Here is an 18300-nt window from a genome sequence, read left to right as displayed (position 1 = left end):
ACGCTTTTTTTCTAAGGCCGAGGTGGAGAGTATAGTCACGTGCGTTTGTCCACCAACGCGCCGTTCTTTTGGAGATTATACTGGAGAGTAAGATTTGCATAAAATTAATAAGGCTACTTACAATTGTATATGGCCCTTCGTCGTCATTTCTGACTGGTCGTCGGAAGACTCCTTAGGGTGACGAGGGGCGGTAGAAAAAATAGTGAAGAGGATTGGCTTTGCCAATCCTCTTCACCGGTTCTTACTTTAGTTGTCGTGTTATTCTTCGTCGCAGATCATAACCGAAGGTTATGATCTGCGACGAAGAATTTTCTTTGGTTTTTGGTGTGACATCACCACCTGTGCTAGCGCATACATGTTTTTATTTTGATATTCAATCAGAGATCAATCATTCTATTTTTTTATGGGAACAAGCATTTTTGACAAAATTTTATTGAGTCTTGAATCCAATGGGTTTGTGATTGACAGTTATGATTTTAACAGACCTTGGGGTGGTTTCTTTGTGATTGAGGAATCACAAGCACAAATATTTGCCAATCGATTTTTTAATGGGTTATCTGTGGATGGATTACGTATTGCCGGTAAATTAAGCCCTAAAATATTGGTGGTGAAACCCGGAGCACGGTTATCCTGGCAGTACCATCATCGAAGAGCGGAACGCTGGAGGGTTGTTGAAGGGAAGGTGGCTGTAATGACCAGTGATACCGATGCAGAAGGCGAAATTCATACACTGAATGTGGGGGATGAAATTATTTTGCGTCAAGGGGAAAGACATCGGTTGATCGGATTGGATGATTGGGGCGTGGTGGCTGAATTTTGGCAACACACTGATGGAGAACATCCTTCGGATGAAGAGGATATTGTGAGGGTGCAGGATGATTATGGGAGATAATTTTTTTAATAGTGATTTTGAAGACTGCAAGTCTCCGTTTACTTTTTTTCTTGATAAAAAAAGTAACAAAAAAATCAAGGCTCTAGAAAAAAAGCTAAAATTCATTCCATTGCGCTACAATGGATGAAGTCTAAAGCCAAGCGTTTGAACATAGATTGAGCGAAGCTGCCCTTCAGCTTTTGAACATGGCCAAACATCATCCATTGCTTAACGCTCCATTACATGAATTTCTTTACGCTTTTTTTCTAAGGCCAGGATTGTGAGTCTCTTTGCGTTCGTTTGTTTAGCAAGCGCGCCGTTCTTTTGGAGATTATACGGGAGAGTAAGATTTGCATAAAATTAATAAGGCTACTTACAATTGTGTATGGCCCTTCGTCGTCATTTCCGACTGGTCGTCGGAAGACTCCTCCGGGTGACGAGGGGTGGTAGAAAAAATAGTGAAGAGGATTGGCTTTGCCAATCCTCTTCACCGGTTCTTACTTTAATTGTCGTGTCCTTCTGAGGAGCATTCATAACCGAAGGTTATAATCTGCAACGAAGAATCACTCATAACCATTTATACTTACTACTGACTATTCACTACTCACTTACTTATGCATAAATTCATTTTCTCCCTTCTCGTTTTCTTCCTTGTTCGCTCTTCTATGGCGCAGACATTTGATGTTGCGATCATGCAGGATGAACAGTTGCGTCGTGAGCAGTTGATGGGTAGGGGCAATGCAAGGAAAAGTTTTGCGATTCGGTCGATGGCTTTGCAGGGGGATACTGTATTACAACAGGGTACTTTGCAAAAACCTGTGGTTCGGGTGTTGCCTTTGGCGATGACGACGGTGTTTACGAGTAGTCATCCTTTTAGTGTGAATGATGGATCCCTGATCGCTGCCAAAGGGTTACAGACGCGATTGAGTGGTGGATTACAAATGAAAGCAGGATTCTTGGAGGCGCAGTTGGCGCCGGAGTTGGTTTGGGCAGCGAATGCGAATTATGCTGCTACTTCTTCTTTTGGATATAATAGCGGAAAATCTTTTCAAAGAATTTATCCTGGTCAATCGACCTTACAATTAACCGCTGCGGGTTTTCGTGCAGGTGTGTCTACTGCCAATCAGTGGTGGGGACCGGGGGTGCGGAATAGTTTGTTGATGACTTATCAAGCGCCAGGCTTTGCACATTTTTTTGTAGGGAGTAAAAGACCTCAAAATATTGGGATCGGTCACCTGGAATGGCAGGTAACGGGTGGGTGGTTGCGGACCGATGGGAATCGTTCCATGGAGAATCGGCATCTCAAGGTTGCAGACCTTGAATTTGGCGAACGAAAACGTTTTTTGAGTGGATTAACGGTTAGCTATCAACCCAAGTGGATACCGGGTTTGTACCTGGGATTGAACCGCGTGATCCAAACTTTTGCAAACGATTCTGCGGTGAAAGCGCAAGGTAATTTTGAGCGCTTCTTTCCTGTACTAGCTTTGGCAGCACAAAAAAAGAATGTGGCCAATGAAGACCTCTTGGATCGTGATCAGGTGGCTTCTTTTTTTCTGCGCTGGATCTTTCCTAAAAATCATTTCGAGTTTTACCTGGAATACGGGTACAATGACTATAAACTCAACACGCGAGATTATTTACTGGGTACCAGTCATTCAGCAGCCCATATTGCCGGCGTGAAGAAATTGATCCGTCAAAGTGGGGAGAACCGTTGGATCGATCTGAATTTTGAGATCACCAAGATGAGTCAAACCCCGGACTATATGGTTCGTAATGCGGGTAATTGGTATGAACATGGTTCTATAAAAGAAGGCTATACACATGATAACCAGATCATGGGTTCTATCTATGGTTTTGGGGCAGATGCTGTGTATGCGAGTATGACACTCGTGCGTGATCAAAAAAGACTGGGCTTTTTTATCGAACAGATCAAAAGAGATCCTGTCAACCGCACGTATCAATGGACCGATCTGGGTATTGGTTTCGCCCCGCAATGGACCAAAGACAGATGGCTTTTCAACGGCAAAGCTGAGATCATTCATTCTTCAGGATATGGATGGGAGCCGGGGAAGAATAGGATCAATGTGTTGGTGGGGGTGAGTTGGGGGTATAGGTTGTAGGTGATCGGGGGATTGGGTGATCGGGGGATCGGGTAATCAGGTTATTGGGTTTGGTGATTTGATAGGGTGACGTGATTTCGAGTTAGATGCGGGGGATTGAGAAATCTGCTGACTTTTTGGGGATGTTTTGACTTCTCCCTCCTGCGTCGGGATTCGCTTTATAGGATGGTAACTGATTTGGGTTTACTGATTACCTGATTACCTGATTTCCCGATCACCTGATGTGTTTTGTTCTAATAGGTTGGAGGTGGGAGATCCCTCCTTCGTCGGGATGACGTGAACATGAGGGTAACTGATTTGGGTTTACCGATTACCTAATTACCCGATTACCTGATTACCCGATAACCCGATCACCTGATGTGGTTTGTTCTAATAGGTTGGAGGTGGGAGATCCCTCCTGCGTCGGGATGACGTGAACATGAGGGTAACTGATTTGGTTTTACCGATTTCCTAATTACCTGATTACCCGATCACCTGATCACCTGATGTGGTTTGTTCTATTAGGCCGGCGGTGGGAGATCCTTCCTGCGTCGGGATGACATGATGAAAAGACTTGTTTATACTTTTTTGAGTTGTTGGGTGCTTGCTGGTGCTATGGCGCAAGTAGTGCATAGTGATAGGCTCAAAGAGCTGTTAAGGGTGGGGCAATTGGCTGGGGGGAATGGGGTGGCATTGCCTTCTATGATGGTGAATGCGAATCAAATTCCTGTTGCGGCATTGGATTCTTTAATGGCTATTCAAAAGCCACTACGTTGGAAAACAAAGGTTTTGGATGGAGGGTTTGTGCCTTTGCAATGGACCTTTCAATACCATGAACAACAACCCTACGAGTGGAATGGTGGTGCTTTATTGCCTTCGCGTGGGTATCAGGTATTAGGAACATTTGGCGTGCATGCGAAAGTGGGTAAACGCATTCATCTTCAAATAGCGCCTGAATTTACCACAGCTGAAAACCTGGACTATGAAGGTTTCTCCCAACAAATGGGTAATAGGGCCTGGGCCGATCGTTATCGGTTCTGGAATACAGCCGATATTCCGCAGCAATACGCAAGCGGACATCAGACCAGCTGGTTGCCCGGTCAATCTTTTATTGAATACCGTACCCAACATTTTGCTTTTGGTATCTCGAGTCAAAATCTTTGGTGGGGGCCGGGGTTTCGCAATGCGTTGGTGATGAGCAGCAATGCTCCGGGATTTGTTCACTGGTCTGTGAAAACACATCAACCCATCCGTACCCGCATTGGGAATTTTGAAGGGCAGATGGTGGGTGGTCGTTTGGAAGCTTCGGGTATTTTACCACCCAGGATCAATTCTGTTTACAACGGTGCTTTTGTATACCAGCCCAAACCGGATCAGGATCGTTATATGACCGGGATGGTATTGAGCTGGAATCCGAAATGGACTCCAGGCTTGTATGTGGGTTTGGCGAAAGCTTCTTATCTGTATCAGCGTGATCTGTCTAATCCATTGGATGTACTGCCCTTGCAGGGCTTTTTTGGCAATAAACTGACGGGTACTGAAAAGAGTGGTAAAAAAGCTTCCTTGGGGTCAATGTTTGTTCGCTATGTAATGCCCAGAGAAAAGGCGGAGCTCTATGTAGAATTTGGTCGAAAAGACAGGGCCCTGCTGCCTTGGAATGTGGTTCAGGCGGAACCGTATCGTCGTGCCTATGTCGCCGGCATCAACAAGTTATTTACAGTTGGAAAGGATGCGCATCTTCAGTTTCAGGCGGAGTTTACGCAAATGCAGGCTCCGACTGCCGAGCTGATCCGCTCTCCGGATAGTTGGTATACGCATCCATATGTACGTCATGGATACACGCACAAGGGCAGGCCTTTGGGTGCGGGGATTGGTCCGGGTAGTAATAGCCAGACCTTAGCTTTGAACTGGGTGAAAGGTTTGAAACGTATCGGTTTCCAATTTGAGCGCGTTCGGTATAACAGTGATTTTTATTATCTGGCTTTTGAATATATCGGAGATTTCCGAAGACATTGGGTGGATCTTGCCGGAACCATCAAATTCGATTGGCCCATTGGTCCGGTCTTGATCTCCGCTCAAACAGGATTGATCCGCTCTTACAATTATCAATGGTGGATCATTCAATACAATCCCAATGACTACCTGATCCCTGGGAATGAAGTGTTGAATTTTTCAGGGAGAATGGGGGTGGTGTGGAGGTTTTAGGGGGCTGGGTACTAGGTACTAGGTGCTAGGTATTAGGTAATAGTGAATATACTTAGATATCTAGCATACAAAAGTCTAAAAAACCTAGCACCTAGTACCTAGCACCCATCACCACATATCACATAATATTTCTATCTTTCCGCAGGCATCAGAACATTTCATGTCGGTGTCTTTGTGCAAGATCCAATTATCAGTATGCGAAAATCGTATAGTCGGTATACTTTAATACGTTATATCATCGATGCCCCACTGGTGGGGATCAGTTATATATTGTCGCACCGCGTGGATGGTGGGTTTGGTTTATGGGGACGTGAGACCCCTCCTTATCTACTCTTGTTATTGTCACTCGTTGTCTGGTATTTATCTGCATCTGTTTCTAAGCTGTATCGCGACAGACGATCCAACAAGTATTCGGAAGAGATCGTTTTTATTGCGTATACCCTGATCCTTTACTCCATTCTATTCAGCTCTGTTTTATTCTTCTTCCAGCAAAAAGTTTCTTATAACAGGTCTTTTCTGGCGATCAATGTGGGGTTGTTGTTTTGTTTTCTGGTTCTTACTAAATACGTGATCCGTAAATACCTGCATACTGCCATTTATCAGGGGCGTTTGTATGATAATTTACTGATTGTGGGTGCTACACCTGCTGCGTATGAGTTTTATGAGACCATCAACAAATATTACTATTACGGTTATAAGTGTATTGGTTTTATTGATGACCAGAAAAAAGCCATGAATGGGTGTATGTATTATGGCCGGGTACAACAACTTTCTGATGTGTTGAAGCAAGAAAGAGTGGATGAAGTGATCGTTGCATTACCCAATGGTCATACCGATCAGATCCAGGATTGTATTGAAGTCTGTGATTTTCATCAAGTAAAAGTGCGTATCCTTCCGGATATCCATCAGTATAGTTCTTCTGCGGTTCAGGTGAATAATATTGGTCAGCTTTCCGTGATCAGTATCCGTGAATTGCCATTGGATAAATGGGAGAATAAATTATTGAAACAGGTATTTGATTTTTTATTTGCGCTGAGTTTTTTCCTCTTGATCGGTTGGTGGTTATTGCCTTTAATAGCAGTGGCGATCAAACTGAGTTCAAGAGGTCCTGTTTTCTTTAAACAGGAGCGTTGGGGTTTGAATAACCAACAGATCACTTGTTATAAATTCCGTACCATGGTGGAAGAAAGTACAGATACGGATGCGCATGGCAACTATTTGCAGGCACGCAAAGATGACCCACGTATCACACGTATTGGTGCTTTTCTGCGTAAATCGAATCTGGATGAATTGCCTCAGTTCTGGAATGTGTTGATCGGAAACATGTCAGTAGTAGGTCCACGCCCGCATCCGACTCCCTTGAATATTGAAGCGATGCATACGGTAGATAATTATATGCAGCGTCACCTTGTAAAACCGGGTATCACCGGATGGGCGCAGGTAAATGGATGCAGGGGTGAGACCCGTGAACCGGGTTCTATGCAAAGAAGAGTCAATTTTGATCTGTACTATATTCATCGCTGGACTTTCTGGTTAGATTGCCAGATCATTTTACAAACCGTCATCAATATTTTCAGAGGGGATCAGAATGCTTATTAGGTACTAGGTGCTGGGTACTAGGTGCTAGGTTATGGGTTTTCTTTGCAAGATGTGAGAATCCTCTTCACCCAGCACCCATAACCTAGTACCTAGCGCCTAGTACCCAATACCCAGCCCCAAAACCTATCATGAAACAAACAATATTCTTCTTTCTATTGCTTATCACTTTGAATAGTGGTAAGAGTCAAGTGGTGTATGAACATCATCGGAATGATATTTATGAGTATCTGTATCGCATGGCCAATAAAGGGTTGGTAGTATTTGATGATCAGATCCGTCCGTTGAGTAGGGTGTATTTGGCTGATTGTTTGGATAGCTTAGCCAAGCGATCAGATCAGTTAACGAAACTGGAGCGCGATGAACTGGCTTTTTATCAGCGAGATCTGTCGGATAAAGCGGCCATCGCTGCTACGAAAACTGCAACACCCAAAGCGGGGATGTTTGTAAAAGATCCCTGGAACCGATGGAGAGGTTTGTTGATCACCGGTAAAGACTTTCTGATGCGCGTGGATCCGATACTCAGTGGTGGTGGTATCTATGGATCGGGCAGGGCTTTGCGCACTTATGGTTCCGGTGCGAGACTTTATGGTTATGCCGGTAAACATTGGTCCTGGCATTTTTCTTTTCATGATATCACTGAAGCCGGTAGAGGTATTGATACCATTCGAGAAAATGCTGCTACCGGTATTGTGGGAAGGATATCAGCCAGCAAAAAAAGTTTGAACTATAGTGAATTCCGTGGTGGTATTGCTTACTCCTGGAAAAATGGTTCTATTGCTTTTGGACAGGATTATTTGTTGTGGGGTTATGGACAAAATGGAAGAGCTGTTTTATCTGATAAAGCACCAACTTTCCCGCAACTGCGTTTAGACTATCAGCCATTGCCTTGGTTGAAATTCAACTATATGCATGCCTGGTTGAATTCCAATGTGATCGATTCAAATCGTACGTACAACACAGGTGTCGATCCTTTTGGTGGTAGAAGAGATATCTATGTTCCCAAATATTTAGCAACCCATAGTTTGCAGTTCACGCCAATAAAAGGATTGGATATTCATTTGGGTGAATCGGTGGTATACAGTGATCGTCTCAAAGCAGGTTATCTGATTCCGATCATGTTTTTCAAAGCATATGATAAACTAAGCACCAATGATAATATCAATGCCGGTGCCAATGGACAATTGTTCTTACAATTGAGTTCGCGTAATCATGTGAAGAAGACGCATCTGTATGCAACCTTGTTTGTGGATGAGATATTGTTAGGCGGTGTGTTCGATCCTGTTAAGAGCCGTAATCAATTGGGGTATACAGTAGGTGTGAATACTACAGATGTTGGATTATCTTATCTCACTTTAGGGGCAGAGTACACGCGTATTCGTCCATTTGTGTACCGCAATCTGACACCTGCTCAAAACTATACCCACAATGATTATGTACTTGGCGATTGGATCGGCAATAATGCAGACCGTATGTTATTGTTTGCACGTTTTACGCCTATCCCTCGATTGAGAACGATGATCCGTTATGAATATATCCGCAAAGGAGGAGCCGGTTCCATGAATCAGCAATATTTCCAACAACCACAGCCGCCTTTCCTTTTTGATCTTCAATACAAATCTTCCATCTGGTATGTCGAAGCCACGTATCAGTGGATACCCGGTGTGTACCTCTATACCAACTATACCCACCAAAACAGGACCGAGGCAGTGAGTGGTTTGGCGCGTTTGAATAGTAGGTTTGGTTTTGGGTTTTTGGTTGGGTTGTGAGGATATCGGGTTATCGGGGGATCAGGTAATCGGGTAATGTAAATAAGATGTCGTCATTTCGAGCGTAGCGTAGCGTAGTCGAGAAATCTCCTGACTTTATGAGGATTTTTATTAAGTGAGGAATTGAGATACTGCTAACCGTGAGGAGATGTTTCGACTTCTCCCTCCTGCGTCGGGATTCGCTCAACATGACGTGAATCTAGTGGGGATTTACATAAAGTGGAGGATTGAGATACTGCTAACCGTGAGGAGATGTTTCGACTTCTCCCTCCTGCGTCGGGATTCGCTCAACATGACGATACCCAACATAGTATCCCCAATCACCCGATTCCCCGACCCCCGATTGCCCCATCACCCATTTCCCCGATATTTGTAGACGAATAGACATTATGAAAAGAATTATATATATCGCACTCGTATCGTTGTTATGTTTTCAAGCGACGGGTGTTATGGCGCAGCGAAAGATCGAAAGCGTTGGACAATTGTCTGATCAGCAGTTGATACAGTTGTGGCAACAAACCCAAAAACAGGGTATGTCTGAGAGTGATGCCATGAAGGAACTCGTAAAACGAGGTATGAGTGTGTCTGATGTTGCTGAATTTAAGAGACGTTTGGTTCGTTTACAGGCAAGCGATCGGAAAATGTTTGGTAAGGATAATCTGATCACTGATACCGCTTATTTCCTTCGTGACAGTACCTGGAAATATGAATTACCCGATATCCGTATTCCTTCTCCTTATTATGGGTTTGATTTCTTTAATAATCCGCAAGCCAGTTTTATTCCGAATGTGAATATGGCCACACCCGCGAATTATGTATTGGGTCCGGGTGATGAGATCATTGTAAATATTACCGGGTTGAATGAAGTGAGTCATCGTGAGCGGGTAACACGTGAAGGTAATTTTGAATTGCCGCATGCCGGTTTTGTACAGGTGAGCGGATTAACCATTGAACAAGCTACCACCCGTATCCGTACCAAACTGAAATTACCGTATCCTGCATTGGCGAGTGGACAATCTCAATTGCTTGTGACGCTTGGTAATGTCAGAAGCATTCGTGTAACGGTGATCGGTGAAGCGGATCGTCCGGGTGATTATACGATCTCATCGCTGGCCGGTTTCTTCAATGTGTTGTACTTATCAGGTGGTCCGGGTAAGAATGGTTCACTTCGATCCATTGAATTGATCCGCAACAATAAAGTGATCAAGACAGTTGACTTTTACCAGTTTTTACAAAGCGGTTTGATGGATACAGAGATCCGTTTGCAAGACAGAGATATTATTCGTTATCCTTTGTATAACAAACGAGTGGTATTGAGTGGCGCAGTGCGTCGTCCATCGGTGTATGAATTATTGGAGAAAGAAACACTTGCAGACTTATTGCGTTTTGCGGGAGGATGGGCAGATATGGCATTCAAGGGTTCTTTGAAAGTGTCGCAAGTAGGTAATCAGGAACGCTTGTTCAGAGATGTTCCTGAGACAGACTTCAGCTATTTTATTCCACGTAATGCCGATTCTGTTTTTGTTGATAAAGTGAGAGAACGTTTTTTAAATCGTGTGATCATTGCAGGATCAGTGGTTCGTCCGGGTAACTATGAATTGGTAGAAGGACTTAGTTTGTTGCGTTTGATTCAAAAAGCAAATGGATTAACAGAAGACGCATTTGTAAATCGTGGTTATATCAAAAGACAAGCACCGGGTACGACTGAGCCCTTGTTGGTATCCTTCAATGTAGCAGAATTATTAGCAGGTAAAGCAACTGATATTCCATTGTTCAGAGAAGACTCTGTAGTGATACAATCGCGCAATGATCTCATCTCACAAATGAGTATCACAGTAGGAGGTAATGTGCGTAATCCGGGTACCATTGCTTTTCGTAAAGGCATGACCTTAGAAGATGCGATATTACTCGCAGGAGGTTTTACCAATGATGCAGCTACACATAAAGTAGAAGTATCCAGGTTGCAAAAGAACAATGCAGATACATTGGCCAATCGCTTACTGACTTTATTCACCGTGAAAGTAGATTCTTCTTTGGATACAGATAAGACCGCCATTCAATTGGAGCCACTGGATTATATTTTTGTTCCGAAGTTGTTGAATTATCAATTGCCCGGTAGTGTGAAGCTGAGAGGTGAAATTTTATATGCCGGTGATTATGCGTTGGAGAGAAGAGATGAAACGGTGACAGAAATGTTACAACGTGCGGGTGGCATTAGTCCATACGCTTCTATGCGCGATATTCAGGTGTTTAGAAATAACCTGCGTGTAGCATCAGATGTGTTTAGTGCAGGAGAACGTTTTGTGCTGTTACCGAACGATAGTATTTATATCCCACGTAGTACCAGTTTTGTAGAAGTGAAAGGAGCGGTATTCAATCCGCAGATACTGAGTTATGGAAACGGTAGTCTTAAATCTTATATTGCTGATGCAGGTGGTGTAACAGATAATGGAAATCTGAAGAAAGCCTATGTTCAATACAGCAATGGTATCAGTAGAAAGACCAAGAAGTTTTTATTTTTCCGTTCTTATCCCAAAGTATTACCCGGAAGTAAAATTGTAGTACCGGAAAGATCAGCAACTGAGCGAAGAGGATTGTCGATCATAGAGATCAGTTCATTAACGGGCACATTAACAGCGTTGATCAGTCTGATCGCGGTATTGCGGAATTAATTTAACATGGAACGCATGCAACAGGAACCTATCATACCATCACCTATACAAGACGATCCTCCTTTTTCATTGACACATGAATTGCAGCGTTTGTTCCTGCAGTTCAAACAGGCACTGCTTCATTGGAAGTTGTGGACTGGTATGATGGTGATCGGAATGATATTGGGGTTGATCTATAGTTTCATAAAACCGGTTACTTATCAGGCAAAGACCGTATTTGTAGTGGAGGAATCTAAATCAGTGGGTGGCGGGTCATTGATGTCTGCGTTGGCCGGACAATTTGGAGTCGATATCGGAAATTTATCCGGAGCCAGTGGTATACTTGCCGGCGACAATGTGTTGCAATTGCTTAAGAGTGAACAACTGATCAAAAAAACATTATTGAGCTGGTATGATAGCACCAATAACAGCACTTTGGCGGATGAGTATGCTCGTTTATACCAGCTGTCTGACAAGTGGAAGAAAAAATTCCCGCAACTGCAATCATTTGCCGTCCTAAGAAAAGGCGCTTCCAGATTGGAAGATAGTTTGCTGAAAAAGATCATAGAGCGTCATATCCAAAAAGAATTATCAGTAGCCAAGCCGGATAAGAAATTGGGATTCTTCGAAATGAATGTGACCATGCGTGGAGAAGTACTCAGTGTATTGTTTTCTCAACGTTTGCTGAAGACCGCTACTGACTTTTATATTGAGACCAAAACAAAACGATTGCTCACCAATGTGCAGCGATTGCAAAACAAAGCAGATAGTTTATTGTACATGTTGAATCGTAAAACTTATTCTGCTGCTGATGCGAATCGGTTGTTGTTAGATGTCAATCCGGTGTATTCTAATCCGGAAGTATCCGCTGAAATCTCTTCCCGAGATAAAGTTTTACAAGGAACGATCTATGCAGAGATCTTAAAGAATCTCGAGATCAGTAAAACCTCACTCATACAAGAAACCCCCACCGTACAATTGGTGGATGAACCCGTATATCCCTTAAAGAATAATGCATGGTTATGGTGGGAAGGATTATTCTTCGGAGCCATACTCGGAGCGGCTTTGGGGATTGGGATTGGGGTTATCGGGTTATCGGGTAATCAGGTAATCGGGTAATCAGGTAATTGGGATATCAGGTTATTGGGTGATGTATATGAGGTGTCGTCATTTCGAGCGTTGGTTAGCGAAGTCAAGAAATATCCTGATTCTATGTAGACTTTTATATAGCGGAGATTTGAGGTACTGCTAATCATGGTGAGATGTCTCCGCTCTCCCGACTCTTCGTCGGCATTCGGTCGACATGACGACAACTAATGGACTATCTCAGATCACCTGACATCCCAATAACCCGATCACCTGATATCCTAATTACCCGAAAACCATCACCCTCTCATCTTCTGACGAATGATCAAAGGGAAAAAGGCGGGGGCTTCGATGATATAGCGGTGGTAGAGACGGCGGGGTTCGCGATAGAGACGATAGAGCCATTCCAACCCTGCTTTTTGCATCCAGATGGGTGCGCGGGGGATGAGTCCGGCAGCCACTTCAAATGCACCTCCTACACCAATAGCGATCTTCACTTGTAATCTGTTCAGGTGTTGTGCGATCCAGTAGTCTTGTTTGGGTGCTGTGAGACTCACCCATAAAATATCAGGCTTCACTTCATTGATCATCCGGATCATCTTTTCATTTTCTTCTTCACTGAATTGCTCCGCAAAAGGTGGACTATACACTCCACTGATCTGTATTCCCGGATAATTTTTTTCTGCTGTTTGTTTTAGCGTTGTGCCTACTCCTTCTTTTGCTCCCAGTAAGAACTGACTGTATCCCTTTTGTGCAGCATGTTTCATGTACTGTGGTAAAAGATCCAATCCGGTTACCCTTCCTTTTAATTTCCCTTTTCCTAAAAAAGCAGATGCCCATATTAATGGCACTCCATCACAGAGTGTGAGGTCTGCACTGTTGTACAACGCTTGTAACGCCTTGTTCTTTGCAGCCCATACGACACAGTTCACCGGTGTAACACATACTCTTTTCTGATCACCGGTTTCGATCCATCGGTCAAAAATTTCGATGGTTTCTTCCAGTGTTACATTGCTGATACCGGTTCCTGCTATATTTATTTTTTGGGATGACGTCTCATTCATACAACTTGAATTATTCTTTCACGGAAACCTGATAGGCTTTCATTAACCATTGATCATGTTGTTGGATCGTATAATGGTCTTTGAAAAATTGATAGGCATTGGTGGATAGTCTGTTTTTTTCTTGTAAGTCACTCGCTTGAAACTTAGCAATGACATTCAATAGTTCCTGATTATTCAAAGGATCATACAAAAATCCGGTTTCTTGATGACGGATCATCTCTTTCAGATTTTCTGAATGAGCGGCAATGACAATAGTACCTGCTTGTTGTGCTTCAATCACTGTCAGTGGTAAACCTTCCGGCCAGATGGAGGGGAAAATCAGTGCCGTACATTTTCTATATAACACTTGTAAAACTGATTTATCTACTTTGGGTCGGTACTGTATCCATTCATCGGTTTGCGTCATGACCCAAGGGGCAAGCGGACCATCACCTACCAATAGTAAAGTGATCTTTTTTCCTTTTACGGCATTGATCAAAGCTACAATGCCTTTCTCAGGCGACATGCGGCCTGCAAAAAGAAAAAAATCATCGCGCTGATCATACCATGCGGGAGCTGCGCTTTCTAATAAAAAATTAGGTTTCAGTATTATTTTTTCTGCCGGGATGCCAATATCAGTCAATAATTTTTTCTGCAAAGGATTCAACACCAGCAGTTGATCGATTTTATGATGCCAAGTACCGATTCTTCTGTGTAAGATGGTGGATGCAGCAAGTATGCGTGAAAAAAAGCCTGAGTCTTTGAAACATTTGCGTGTGATACCCGGCTGAAAGCTTTTTTGCTGATGACAATCCATGCAGGTTGTCTGGTTGTAAAATAAAAAACCGTTCAGACAAAACAGCCGATAGTTGTGCAGTGTAAAAACGGTTCTGGCACCGGCAGCTTTTGCTCCCCAGAAAACAGATGGAGAGGCGCGGTAGTAAAAATTATGTACGTGAACAATATCGATACGGTGTTTCTTTACCAGTAAGAATACTTTGATCGCTGCGGTGATGTTGAAAAATACGGTGAATGCATTCAACCATCGTAACAATGGGTTGCTAATGGCTTCATTGGAAAAGAAAAGGGTATGCACCTTCCATCCTTTTGCTTGCAGAAAATCAATTTCCTGTTGTACAACTGTATCTTCTCCACCTTTCTGTAGGTAGGTATTGTGTATGAAGAGTATGACAGGAGGATGTGACATTTTTTTAAAAGCTATACTGATAACTGATACATCCGATTATTTCATATGCGAACCGAATTTTTTTCGCAGTGCAACAAAAGGCAGTTCGACCAGATAATACGAAGATAGGGTAAGAACGATGACCATCGCCCAGAAGCATAATTGCCATGAAAGTCCATAATCAGTAAACCATTGACTGGATACTTTTACAGCGATCCAATGAAACAGGTATAGACTATAACTGATCTTTCCAATAAAGATGAGCCATGGATGTATCAATATGCGTGTAATGAATAGTTGGTTATTCGTATGGAGGTAAGGAAGCAGCAGGAATAGCCCCAATCCTTGTGTAGTGAACTGAAAAAGTTGTTTATACCAAAAGAAAGGAATGACCAAAGAGGCGAGCACCAAACCGCAACCAATGAACCATATGGTTTTCTGTTGTAGCCATTGAAAGAATTGCGGACTGTATTTACCGATCAATGCACACAAACATCCCCAGAGAATAGAGTCCATCCGTGTATGGGATGAAAAATAAATACGACCGGCTATATCTTCCGGTTGTTCAATAGTGAGATATATCTGCCATCTGAACAGTATTGCTGCGATACAGAGTGCCAATACAAGTCCAATAAAATACCCCAATTGTTTCCGCGTATATTTTTTCAGGAATGCTGTGAACAGAAAAGGATACAACAGATAAAAATGTTCTTCAACCGACAATGACCACAAGATATCGAGCATGCGTGAGCAGTCTGCAACAGGTGAGCGGAACCATCCAATATAATAGTTGGAATAATAAAACATGGCCCCTGCAACATCATGAATGGTAAGACTGCAATGAAACCATTGAGTAGCTCCAATACCCAATAGTATCATACAGAGTAGTGCAGGATATAAACGAAAAAATCTTCTTAAGTAGAAATGAACCAATTGAATATTACCGGTTCTTTCTTTTTCATCCAGTAGTAGGGAAGTGATCAAATAACCACTGATAAAGAAGAAAAGTGTAACACCCAGTTTTCCCGGAATGATCTGTTCTAAACCGATATGCGATAATACTACCAACAGGATGGCAATACCTCTGAGACCATCCACAAAGGGTAGATAGCGGGATGTGATTGCTTTAGTCATGTTGCACTGTTTTTTTGAAAAGCGCGACTAATTGATTGGCTGCTTTTTCCCATGAAAAATCCTGAAGACGCTGTTTCCCCTTTTGAATCATTTCCTCTTGCATGCTTGTGTCATGTAGTACCTGATGCATGAGTGAAGCTAATGCTTCGGGGTCATAAGGGTCAAAGCTGCGTACAGCATCGCCACCTACTTCCGGCAAGCATGTGTTATTGGCTACTAATACTGGTACTTCCCAATGAAAAGCTTCTAATACCGGTATTCCAAAACCTTCGTTCACGGAAGGGAACACATACAGATCTGCATGCTCATACAGTACTGCAATGGATGCATCCGGAAGAAATCCGGTACGGATGATCCTGTCTTTATATGGACTGTCTTGTATGGCTTTTTCAATGTTGGCCGTGTCATCCGAATCCTGTTTGCCATTCCCTTTACCTGCTAAGATCAATCTTCGGTTGTCTTTCGGTTCCTTGGCGCAGTATCGATCAAAAGCTTTGATGAGCATTGGCAGGTTCTTCCTTTTTTCCATCACACCTACATGCAGTATATAGGGATGTTGTAAGTATTGTTCTATTGCCGATGGTATGTCTTTTTCAACTACCGGAAAAGTTTTAGGTCCCAGTGGTATGGATATCAATTTCTCTAACGCAATACCGGTATGATGATGCACTTGTTGTCTGGCATACTGAGAGGTGACCATGATGCTACTGCATTTTCTGGCACCCGGCATTGCTATGAGATGAAAAAGTTTTCGCCAGAGTGCATGATAGTGTTGCGGGTATTCAAAGAAAAAAGCATCATGAAAGATCTCAATGGTCTTGAATCCGGGTTGTAGGAGTGGTACAAAATAATCGCCACAGAAAACGATCCGGCATTTGTTTCGGTAGGCTTTCCATGGCAACACTATTTGTTTCCACCATTGATAACAAAAATGACCCAATATGATCTGCCATTTCTTCTTTCCCGTGGGAATGGGATGGGTATCATCCAGAAAAATAAATTCGATCGTTGGGTCTGTATGTTTTTTGAATTGTTTGCAAAGTTCTTCCAATACGGTTTTTTGCCCGGTCTTTGCTACACGCAAGTCTCGGATATCGATACCGACTCTAATGGGTGTATTAGGCTGCCGCATAGGATGAGGAACTGATTTTTGATTTTGACTCATCATTCATCGTAACCAATAAACCGGTACAGAACCATGTGAAATAGGAAATATATACATACGCTTCTACATTGGCTGTAAAAGTTGGAATGATCAGTCCGATTTTCACCAGGAGAATACAGAGTGCCAGTCTTTTTATTTTTCCTGTAGCCGATTTGAATATTTTGATACTGTATTGAATGATCCATATATAAATGGCGAGATAGAGCAGCATAGAAATGATCCCTGTTTGAACGCCAATGATGATCAATTGGTTTTCACCACCGATATTGTCTCCTGTTGAAGCGGATACTCTTCCTGACATACCCAGCCCCAGCCCCAGTGGATTGGCAGACATGGCATCTAACCCTTCCAGCCATTGCAGTACGTGAAAGGCACTGGAGTTATCTGTGAAATTGATGGTTGTAATGATGAGTTCATAAATATCACCTTTGATATAAAATATGATGGCGATGGCTGCAACCAATACCGCATAATGAAAAATTTTAAGCCATTGTTTTTTACCGGTGATGAATGCATATAAATACATGATGGCAAAATAGCTCACCAACGAAGCCCTTGAAATAGCAAAGAAAATAGACAGGGTACAAGTGATGAGTGTAATGAAGATGATGCGATTCATTTTAATGCGATGATCATCGGTGGTGATCACTGACAAACAAGCAGCCAATGTAAGGATCATATTCGCACCTAATTCCAGCGGTCCACCATAGAAGCTGGCAAATCTTTTTAGTCCATTACTGGTTTCGAAAGTCCAGCTCAGTCCAAAGTTGCCGGAAGGCTCTGCACCAAAAAAACGTTCATTATAGTCTGCGTATCCGGTGAGTGTTTGCAAATGTTGGTATTGCCATACTTCCCAACCTAATACGATCGCTGCCAGAATTGCGACCAGACAGATATAATGAAAGATATGTTTCAGTGGTACCATCTCCGGTATCATATACCTGCCTGCAAAATAGATCAAGGGAAAAAAGCTCAATCCTTTTAATGCCAGGAGTTTGTCTACTATTCCAAAATTACCCAATGGTAGTAGCACATATATGAATGAATAGAGTAGGTAAGCGATCATCATTTTGTCCGGTAGCCGAAGTACGATCACTCTTTTCTTGACGAATACCAGCCAACCTAACGTGATCAATACGATGAGTTCTTTGAAAGATTGAAACAGCGGGATCAATCCTTCAAATCCATATTGATAGGTTAATGAGAGGGAAGTAAAGTAAATGGGAAGTCCGATGACAAAGAAGACCAGAATGTATTGAGGTTGTTTTTTCAGCAGGCGATACAATGCCTGTAGAAAAGAGAACAGATATATACAGGGTAACAGAAATAACATGTATTTACTTTTTTACCTGAATAGCTGATCCGGTACTTACCATGATAGTTGATCGTTATCCGTATCTATCTTTTCTGGACCGTTACTTGAAAACAGAGATCTTTTCATTTCCTTTTCAGAAAAGGAGTGATACCACCCTGTTATTTCATTACTATCCTATTG

12 protein-coding genes are annotated in these 18300 nt (G+C 42.7%); 7 read left to right on the top strand and 5 right to left on the bottom strand.

Annotated features, from left to right (window positions below; genetic code table 11):
- The first annotated feature begins 403 nt into the window (after positions 1 to 403).
- The 7 genes from ABXG83_RS06310 to ABXG83_RS06280 all read left to right on the top strand — a co-directional run bounded on the left by ABXG83_RS06310 (position 404) and on the right by ABXG83_RS06280 (position 12310).
- Entirely contained in the window at positions 404 to 892 is a 489-nt protein-coding gene (locus ABXG83_RS06310; protein WP_353550638.1) for a hypothetical protein, read from the top strand.
- Between the two features lie 593 nt (positions 893 to 1485).
- Entirely contained in the window at positions 1486 to 2991 is a 1506-nt protein-coding gene (locus ABXG83_RS06305) for a capsule assembly Wzi family protein (protein WP_353550637.1), read from the top strand.
- A 540-nt stretch (positions 2992 to 3531) separates the two neighbouring features.
- Entirely contained in the window at positions 3532 to 5175 is a 1644-nt protein-coding gene (locus ABXG83_RS06300) for a capsule assembly Wzi family protein (protein WP_353550636.1), read from the top strand.
- A 195-nt stretch (positions 5176 to 5370) separates the two neighbouring features.
- Complete coding sequence (locus ABXG83_RS06295) at positions 5371 to 6774, top strand: undecaprenyl-phosphate glucose phosphotransferase (protein ID WP_353550635.1); 1404 nt, start codon at positions 5371 to 5373, stop codon at positions 6772 to 6774.
- Positions 6775 to 6902: 128 nt separating this feature from the next.
- Complete coding sequence (locus tag ABXG83_RS06290; RefSeq protein WP_353550634.1) at positions 6903 to 8540, top strand: capsule assembly Wzi family protein; 1638 nt, start codon at positions 6903 to 6905, stop codon at positions 8538 to 8540.
- A 389-nt stretch (positions 8541 to 8929) separates the two neighbouring features.
- The gene (locus ABXG83_RS06285; RefSeq protein ID WP_353550633.1) at positions 8930 to 11212 is read left to right on the top strand and encodes an SLBB domain-containing protein; all 2283 of its coding nucleotides are present in this window, start codon (positions 8930 to 8932) and stop codon (positions 11210 to 11212) included.
- Between the two features lie 15 nt (positions 11213 to 11227).
- Positions 11228 to 12310 (top strand): Wzz/FepE/Etk N-terminal domain-containing protein, encoded by a 1083-nt coding sequence (locus ABXG83_RS06280; RefSeq protein ID WP_353550632.1) that lies wholly within the window; start codon positions 11228 to 11230, stop codon positions 12308 to 12310.
- A 266-nt stretch (positions 12311 to 12576) separates the two neighbouring features.
- Here the strand turns inward: ABXG83_RS06280 and ABXG83_RS06275 are convergent, their stop codons facing one another.
- From ABXG83_RS06275 to ABXG83_RS06255, 5 genes are read right to left on the bottom strand one after another with little or no spacing between them, the layout of a single operon-like run.
- Positions 12577 to 13341: a WecB/TagA/CpsF family glycosyltransferase gene (locus ABXG83_RS06275; RefSeq protein WP_353550631.1), complete on the bottom strand. Its 765-nt coding sequence runs from the start codon at positions 13339 to 13341 to the stop codon at positions 12577 to 12579.
- Between the two features lie 10 nt (positions 13342 to 13351).
- A complete protein-coding gene (locus tag ABXG83_RS06270; RefSeq protein ID WP_353550630.1) occupies positions 13352 to 14527 on the bottom strand; it encodes a glycosyltransferase family 4 protein in 1176 nt (391 codons plus the stop codon).
- Between the two features lie 36 nt (positions 14528 to 14563).
- Positions 14564 to 15640 carry an acyltransferase gene (locus ABXG83_RS06265; RefSeq protein WP_353550629.1) on the bottom strand — a complete coding sequence of 359 codons (1077 nt, stop codon included), beginning with the start codon at positions 15638 to 15640 and terminating at the stop codon, positions 14564 to 14566.
- A complete protein-coding gene (locus ABXG83_RS06260; RefSeq protein WP_353550628.1) occupies positions 15633 to 16772 on the bottom strand; it encodes a glycosyltransferase family 1 protein in 1140 nt (379 codons plus the stop codon). The genes ABXG83_RS06265 and ABXG83_RS06260 overlap by 8 nt, the downstream gene beginning before the upstream one ends.
- Positions 16759 to 18138: an O-antigen ligase family protein gene (locus ABXG83_RS06255; RefSeq protein WP_353550627.1), complete on the bottom strand. Its 1380-nt coding sequence runs from the start codon at positions 18136 to 18138 to the stop codon at positions 16759 to 16761. Before ABXG83_RS06255 ends, ABXG83_RS06260 begins: the two co-directional genes overlap by 14 nt.
- Positions 18139 to 18300: the final 162 nt, after the last annotated feature.

The sequence above is a fragment of the Sediminibacterium sp. KACHI17 genome (assembly GCF_040362915.1).
Classification (GTDB): Bacteria; Bacteroidota; Bacteroidia; order Chitinophagales; family Chitinophagaceae; genus Sediminibacterium.
Note: the sequence above shows the minus strand (reverse complement) of the source record. Positions and strands in the feature narration are given on the sequence as shown.